Consider the following 5,178-nt stretch of genomic DNA (forward strand, 5'->3'; position numbering starts at 1 on the left):
ATCAGAAAAATGCGCATCCAATTAGATACCGACTTCACATCTCCCTTATATTGCAGAATCGCCCTCGTCTCACGGGCCAGTTCCTCCCAACCAGTGGGAAACAAGGAACGTAAAAATTCCCAATTTTCATCCAGAAATATCGTATTCGCATCCATAGTGGTTGCATTATACACGCATCCACACTGCTCAACAATAAGTTTCGATAATCATGTTAGCGCATATGGGGCAGCGCCCCTGCTGGTGACGATGCTTGCGACCCAGGCACTGGAAAAGCAGCCCATCCGGTTTTGCCAGGCTTGGATGAGGTTTCCAAGGCCATCATGGCCAAAATCGTTCGGAAATGTGGCCGGCGCGATTATTGGGAGGATTGGGCATCCGACATTGCCAAGATTGCCCAAACCCATATCACCCGCATCACCGCACTGGTGCAGAGGCACAACACACCTGAGAGGCGGGCTTTTGATGCCTTTCTGGCAGAGATCAGGGACGATCTGAACGATAGCATCACCGAGGCTGAGGCCATTGAGATGCTGGCCCAGCACATCATCACCCGCCCTGTTTTTGATTCCCTGTTTGAAGGCTACAGCTTCGCCAAGAGCAATCCCGTTTCACGGGCCATGCAACAGGTTCTCGACAAACTGGACGAACACAACCTGGGAAAGGAATCCGAGAGCCTCCAGAAGTTCTATGAAAGCGTCAAACGCCGTGCTGCCGGTATCGACAACGCCCAGGCCAAGCAAAAGATCATCGTTGAGCTTTACGACAAGTTTTTCCGCAACGCTTTTCCCCAAATGACCGAGCGGCTTGGCATCGTCTATACCCCTGTTGAGGTGGTGGATTTTATCATCCATTCGGTCAACGAAGTGCTGCAAAGCGAGTTCGGGCAGACCCTTGGCAGCCGTGGCGTTCATATCCTAGACCCTTTCACCGGAACAGGCACCTTCATTACTCGCCTGCTGCAATCCGGCCTGATCAAATCAGATGAGCTGGAACACAAATACCGGCGCGAAATCCACGCCAACGAGATTGTCCTGCTGGCATACTACATCGCCGCCATCAATATCGAGGCGGCCTATCATGGCGTGGTCGGTGGCGGTTATGTGCCTTTCGAGGGGATTTGTCTGACTGATACCTTTCAACTCTATGAGCAGGAGCGAGATCTTATCAGCGACCTGATGGCTGATAACAGCAACCGGCGAACGCGCCAAAAGAAACTCGACATTCGTGTCATTTTTGGCAACCCGCCCTATTCCGTCGGGCAGAGTAGTGCAAATGATATTGCTAAAAATATTGCTTATCAAAAGTTAGATTTACGCATAGAAAATACTTACGTGGCTCAGTCTGGCGCTTCACTATCGAAAGGTGTTTATGATAGTTATATTCGTGCTATCCGTTGGGCGAGTGATCGTTTAGGTGATGCTGGTGTGGTAGCCTATGTCTCCAACGCAAGTTGGCTTGATACCGGTACATTCGACGGTCTACGGAAATGCTTGGTGGATGAATTCTCCAGCATTCATGTCTTCCATTTGCGCGGCAATGCCCGCACCTCCGGCGAGCAGCGGCGTAAAGAGAAAGATAATGTTTTCGGACAGGGCACGCGTACCCCGATTGCCATCACACTGCTGGTAAAAAAACCGCAGGCCACTGAGCAAGGACGCATCTATTTCCACGACATTGGCGACTATCTAACCCGCGAGCGAAAGTTGGATATTATTTCTGACTTCGGCAGTATTGGCGGGATCGACCGCAAGAATGGCTGGCGTAATATTACACCAGATGAGCATGGTGACTGGTTGGCTCAGCGCAATAAGAGTTTTGAGGGCTTTATCGTTTTGGGCGATAAAAAAGGGCCTGGTCTAAAGCTATTTGATAATTTCTCCCTCGGTATTGTGACTAATAGAGATGCTTGGGCATACAATAGCAGCCGAACAGTACTGGCAAGCAATATGATGCGGATGATAAATTTTTACAACGACGAGCTTGATCGTTTCGATGGTACCTATCCTCGTGCCGACCGTAAAACGCGTGAAAAAGTAGTGGATAGCTTCATCAATACCGATTCCAGCAAGATCAGTTGGACGTGCGGGTTAAAGGGGGATTTGGTCAAAAATAAGCGGTTCGTCTTCAATGATGCATGTTTAACGCCGAGCCTTTACCGACCATTTATGCGCCAATGGCTTTATTATAGCCGTACATTCAACGAGAGGGTGCTGCAAATGCCACGCATTTTTCCGATGGGGGGTGCGGTGGTGAAAAATCGGACGATTTGCGTTAGCGGTATCGGTCATCGTGGCATCTTTTCAGTTCTCATGGGAGAAAATTTGCCCAATATGAATTTTGCAGATATGGATAATAATCAATGCTTTCCACGGTACCTGTACGACGAACAAACGACAACCGATGACCAATCTCAGCTAAACCTGTTTGCAATGGATGCATGCAAGGAAAGCGGTTTGAATCGTCGCGATGCCATCACTGACGAAGGACTGACCCACTTCCAAACTGCTTATCCAGGCGATACCATCACAAAGGACGACCTTTTTTATTACGTTTATGGCCTGCTGCACTCCGAGGGCTACCGCAGTCGCTACGCCGATAACCTATCCAAAGAGTTGCCACGCATTCCAGCTGTAAAAAAGGCGGTGGATTTTTGGGCCTTTGTTGCTGCTGGCCGCAAGCTGGGCGATCTGCATTGCGACTATGAGACAGTGAAGCCTTATCCAGTCAATTTTGCCCGTGGTGGCACCGGACTGATTGCACCGTCCGATCCGGTCAGCTTTTATCGCGTTGAGAAGATGAAGTTTGCTGGCAAGCGTCCAAACCTCGACAAGACCACGGTGATCTACAACAGCAACATCACCATCACGGACATCCCGCTTGCGGCCTATGATTACGTCGTCAATGGCAAGCCAGCTTTGGAATGGGTGATGGAGCGCCAATGCGTGAAAACCGATCCGGCAAGCGGCATCGTCAATGACGCCAACCGCTATGCCATAGAGACCGTTGGCGATCCGGCCTACCCGCTGAAGCTTTTGCAGCGCGTTATCACCGTCAGCCTGGAGACGATGAAGATCGTGAAGGCTCTGTCGCCTTTGGGGGATTTGTAATGGAGTTCACGAGGTATGTTTGACGAGACGATACGCACGATTCGGGCAATGGGCGGGCAAACACGGCTATCCGTTTCTATTCAGGATGATGAGGAAGGATATTTCGACAGGAAGTGTCCTGCCGATGAATGCCTTTTTCAATTCAAGATTTTGAGTGAAGACTGGAAGAACAAGGTACGAGACGAGGAAGTGTTTTGTCCAAGCTGCCGTCACACAGCCTCATCGGGCCAGTGGTGGACGCAGCAGCAAATTGAACACGCTAAAAAAGCTGCCATTTCTCATATTTCTGGTCAGATAAACAGGGCGATGGTGCGTGACGCAGCCCAATGGAATCGGCAGCAACCTAGAGGCAGCCTGATTTCGATCACCATGAACGTAAACAATCATCCGACGCAGGTTTTGCTTCCACCGGCTGCTGCGGAGCCGATGCGGCTGAAAATTACCTGCCCAGCTTGTGAATGCCGCTACGCAGTCATCGGAGCAGCATTCTTTTGTCCTGCTTGTGGCTACAACGCCGCCGACCAGCAGTTCATGCAATCCATCATAGGCATTACCCAATCATTAGATGCGCTTGATTTTGTCAGATTGGCCATTGAGGATCGGGATGCCGCCGAAAATACTGTCCGGCTTGTGGTTGAAAGTGGCCTTCAAACCATAGTAACCGCATTTCAGCGTTACGCCGAGGCGCTTTATACAGCCGTGCCGAATGCCAGCCAAGCACGGCGCAATGCCTTTCAGAACCTTTCAGAAGGCAGTGATCTTTGGAAAGTTGCTACTGGTAAATCTTATGCTGACCACATAATGACTGACGAAATAGCAATTCTTCAGAAGGCTTTTCAGCAACGCCATCTCCTGGCTCACACGCAGGGGATCGTGGATGCTGCCTATCAGAACAAAAGCGGCGACAACCGCTATCAAATCGGCCAGAGGATCGTCATCCGTGAGGAGAGCGTCCGCGAAGCGGCCCGCCTCATCACAAAATTAGCGGGCGGCCTTCTTGCTGACTGCCAAAGTGTCAGAGCCTGATGCTGTACAAGCTGACCCTGACCAATGCCGAAAACGGCAGGGACAGAACCATGCTGGCCAATTGCATGTAGTTCACTGGGCACGAGTAACACGATGCCAATATAGCATGGAACGCTTTTGGGCGGTCATGGTCCGGTAATCTCCTGTCTTTCCATTCCCTGTCCGCGCCTGCAAACCTTTATATCAGGCAGACACTAAGCCTGCCGCCGTCCACCGCAACGGTGGCGCGTAACTTTTTTCCCCTGCCCTTTGGGCATTCCTCGCGACCGCTACGCTTCAAAAAAGTCCCTCACCATCCGTCCTCCGCTTTGCTTCGGCCCGCAGGGGGTGCGGTGGTCGTCTTTGGCAGGCTTGTTGTGTTGCCAGAAAGGTTGCGATTGGCGCGGCCTCAAAAAAGACAGGAGCCACCTTATGACCAAGACCCCCCATACAGCTTCCAGCCCCACTCACATCGTTTGGTTTGTGCCGGAACGTGAGCATGCACAATGGCTGCGCATCGGTGCTTTGTGGCCGACCAAGAATGGCAAGGGGTTCACCATGAGCCTCGATCTATCACCGGTTGCATCAGGAAACCTGGTCATTCTGCCCAACGAGTCCAAATCGGAGGGGGGAGGCGCGTAAGCGCCTTTCCCTCTTGAATGTGTGCAATCCTCCGTTTAGATACGTCATCAGGGAAGGAAACCATCATGAATACAGACGTTTATAAGCGCGTTACCGATAGGATCGTCGCCGAGCTTGAAAATGGCACACGGCCTTGGATGAAGCCATGGAATGCTGAACACGCCGCTGGTAAGATAAGCCGTCCCTTACGATTCAATGGTCTGCCCTATTCTGGCATCAACGTCCTCATGTTGTGGGTTGAGGCCATGGAAAAGGGGTACAACGCCCCGCTTTGGATGACGTTCAAACAGGCTCACGAACTTGGTGGCCATGTCCGCAAAGGCGAACGTGGTTCCTTGGTGGTCTATGCCAACACCCTGACCAAGATCGAGCATAACGAAGAGAACGGCGAAGAGGTCGAACACAAGATTCCGTTCATGAAGGG

At 51.3% G+C, this 5,178-nt stretch carries 4 protein-coding genes; all 4 read left to right on the forward strand.

Annotated features, from left to right (window positions below):
* Positions 1-296: 296 nt before the first annotated feature.
* Entirely contained in the window at positions 297-3,107 is a 2,811-nt protein-coding gene (locus EJP87_RS13745; protein WP_227657648.1) for a type ISP restriction/modification enzyme, read from the forward strand.
* A 15-nt stretch (positions 3,108-3,122) separates the two neighbouring features.
* Positions 3,123-4,133: a hypothetical protein gene (locus tag EJP87_RS13750; protein WP_130472440.1), complete on the forward strand. Its 1,011-nt coding sequence runs from the start codon at positions 3,123-3,125 to the stop codon at positions 4,131-4,133.
* A gap of 411 nt (positions 4,134-4,544) precedes the next feature.
* Positions 4,545-4,754: a hypothetical protein gene (locus EJP87_RS13755; protein WP_130472441.1), complete on the forward strand. Its 210-nt coding sequence runs from the start codon at positions 4,545-4,547 to the stop codon at positions 4,752-4,754.
* 65 nt (positions 4,755-4,819) lie between these two features.
* Positions 4,820-5,178 (forward strand): ArdC-like ssDNA-binding domain-containing protein (locus tag EJP87_RS13760; RefSeq protein WP_130472442.1); only part of this gene is annotated, 359 nt, incomplete at its 3' end.

Origin of the sequence: Candidatus Magnetaquicoccus inordinatus (genome assembly GCF_004217665.1) — a bacterium.
Lineage (GTDB): Bacteria > Pseudomonadota > Magnetococcia > Magnetococcales > Magnetaquicoccaceae > Magnetaquicoccus > Magnetaquicoccus inordinatus.